This is a genomic window from Campylobacter sp. (genome assembly GCF_017646085.1).
In the GTDB taxonomy this organism is placed as follows: Bacteria; Campylobacterota; Campylobacteria; order Campylobacterales; family Campylobacteraceae; genus Campylobacter.
On sequence record NZ_JAGCNF010000045.1, the window covers coordinates 1 to 2,581 of the forward strand.

2 protein-coding genes are annotated in these 2,581 nt (G+C 34.3%); one reads left to right on the forward strand and one right to left on the reverse strand.

The features are described 5' to 3' along the window. Positions 1-1,219: flagellar hook-basal body complex protein (locus J6V67_RS02180; RefSeq protein ID WP_291857857.1), on the forward strand; the 1,219-nt coding region annotated here is incomplete at its 5' end. 240 nt (positions 1,220-1,459) lie between these two features. On the opposite strand, the gene J6V67_RS02185 is transcribed toward J6V67_RS02180, so the two are convergent. After that, the gene (locus J6V67_RS02185; RefSeq protein WP_291857859.1) at positions 1,460-1,747 is read right to left on the reverse strand and encodes a GIY-YIG nuclease family protein; all 288 of its coding nucleotides are present in this window, start codon (positions 1,745-1,747) and stop codon (positions 1,460-1,462) included. Between the last annotated feature and the right edge of the window lie 834 nt (positions 1,748-2,581).

The following is a 2,581-nucleotide window of genomic DNA, read 5'->3' on the forward strand; positions in this document are numbered from 1 at the left end:
GGCTCAAGATGAGTGGGACTCTCCACTAGATGCTGATGGTAATCCGGATGCTGCTAATAATGCTGCTAATAATTTACCTGATGCAGATGCAGATAATACAAATAGTAACGCCACATATAGAGATAAAAACCTAAATGATGGTGTGCAAGTAACAGTAAATGAAAAGGGGCAATTTGTCTTTAGAAATCCAGCTGGTGATGCAAGCTATGGCCAAAACGATGGACATAAGGTAGTTAATCCAAATCAAGCAGGCGGTACAGATGTAAAAGATAGTGCAAATGCCTACACTGATGCACAAGGTCAAAAGCTAGTCCCATCAAATCAAGACACATATACCAACGACTACGCTATGCAAATAGCAGTAAGCGGATATAGTAATGCAGCTCAAAATGTAAATGAAAACTCAGCCCTAGCTGATGTATTTAAAGCCCTTGGCGGATCATTAGCTACAGGTACAGGTGAAAAGGTATCAAGCAACCTAACAATGTCTAGCCACGCAGCTACCACTGAGATATATGATAGCCTAGGGTCTAAGCATGAGATTAAATTTGAGTGGAGAAAGGTAAGCTACAGCCCAGAAAATGGAACCGAGTGGTCAGTACTAATCCAAGTCCCAGAACCAGGCGTTCTAAATGCTGATGGTAGCGGATTTTCTAATGTAGTATCTGGTTCAGCTAGATTTAATAATGATGGAACCTTGCTAGGATTTACACCTACTACTCTATCATTTACGGCAAATAACGGCTCAGCACCAGGGCAAGGTATAGAGCTAAACTTTGGTAAAATCGGCGACTCTAATGGCCTAAGAAGTAACGACAACCCAAGCGCTACTGATAATATAACCCAAGATGGCTACGCTGCTGGTAACCTAGTAGGTACTAGAATCGATGAGGCTGGTACTATCATAGGTAGCTTTAGCAATGGTAGAAGCTTTGGACTAGCGCAAGTAAGCTTAGCAGTATTTAGTAATAATGAGGGTCTAGAGAGTAGATCTGGAAATATCTTTAGCCAGACTGCAAATAGTGGTGATCCGATCTTTGGTGCAGCTGGAACTAGCAGGCGTGGGACTATTACAGCTAGTGCTTTAGAGATGAGTAACGTGGATTTAAGTAGGGCGCTAACTCAGCTAATCGTAGTCCAAAGAGGCTACCAAGCCAACTCTAAAACAATAACCACAAGCGACCAGATGCTTACTAGCTTATTACAAATCAAACAGTAGGCTATTAGCAATGACGCATTATAGCGTCATTGCTTATTATTTATTATTGTCATTGCGAGACGCTACAAAGTAGCAACGAAGCAATCTCTTTAATTAATTAAATTTACTAAAACTATTATTTAAACAAAACAACCCTTTTTAATTAAATTTACTAAAACAATTATTCATAAGATTGCTTCGTTTTTACCTTCGCTAAAAACTCGCAATGACAAAACAGCACTTAGCAACATTAAAATCGTATTACCAAATAATTGTGCGATAAAGGTCAATCCACTGGGGATTTATACTATGTATTAATTCTATTTTTTTCTGTCTAGAGCCAGCTTTTATCTGTTTTTCTCTGGTTATTGCTTGTGTTATATCGTTGCAAATCTCAAAATAAACTAGCTTGGTTAAATTGTATCTAGTCGAAAATCCTTTAATGAGATGATTTTTATGTTCGTAAATTCGTCTTGAGAGATTGTTTGTGACACCAGTATAAAGTGTAGTGTTTGTATGATTTGTGATTATATAGATATACGCAGACATTAAAACCTTTATTTGTTTTTAAAATTATATCATTAATATGCGTAAATTTATTTTTATATTGTAAATTTTTATCATTGGCTCAAGAGATAATTTAAATTTATCATTGCGTAATCTCCTGCTATAATATATTTTTCGTCATTGCGAGGCGCTACAAAGTAGCAACGAAGCAATCTCTTTAATTAATTAAATTTACTAAAACAATTATTCATAAGATTGCTTCGTTTTTACCTTCGCTAAAAACTCGCAATGACAAAACAGCACTTAGCAACTGCTAAAAACTCACAATGACACATCTGAAGTAAATAAATAGAATTATAAAAGATTGATTAAAACTTAAAAGAAGCTTAAGTGGTGGGTTAAGCTCACCAGTTATATAGTCGTGTAAGTATTATATTATCAGTATTTTAGAAATATAAAATTTATAAAGTAACCTAATAAGTAACTTATTTACTTTTTATTGTTTATTTTTTATTTTTATGGAGAGAGTTAGATTATAGAATTAAAATGATTACTTTTCCCCCACTTTTCCCCCACTTTTCCCTACCATAGGGAAAAGTTCCCCAGTTATGTTGCCACCGATATTAGAAAGCAATTTTTTTAACCACTTTTCCCTATTTTTTGGTTACTGTGTAAAGAACCAATAAAAAAGAGATTTTTTCTTATTGGTATGTTAAAAATAAATTAACGATAATTTACAACAAACTAGCATAAAATCAAGTATTTTATAGTAAAATACAATAAATTTACAAAAATGGATAATTATGAAAAGTTTAACATTTGATGAGATTTACCAGGATTTAAAAAGCCTAGAGTATGATTATTTACAGCCTACAC

What these genes read in the sequence shown, in the direction of transcription:
- J6V67_RS02185 (WP_291857859.1), bottom strand. Translation starts at nt 1,747, where the DNA reads ATGTCTGCGTATATCTATATAATCACAAATCATACAAACACTACACTT.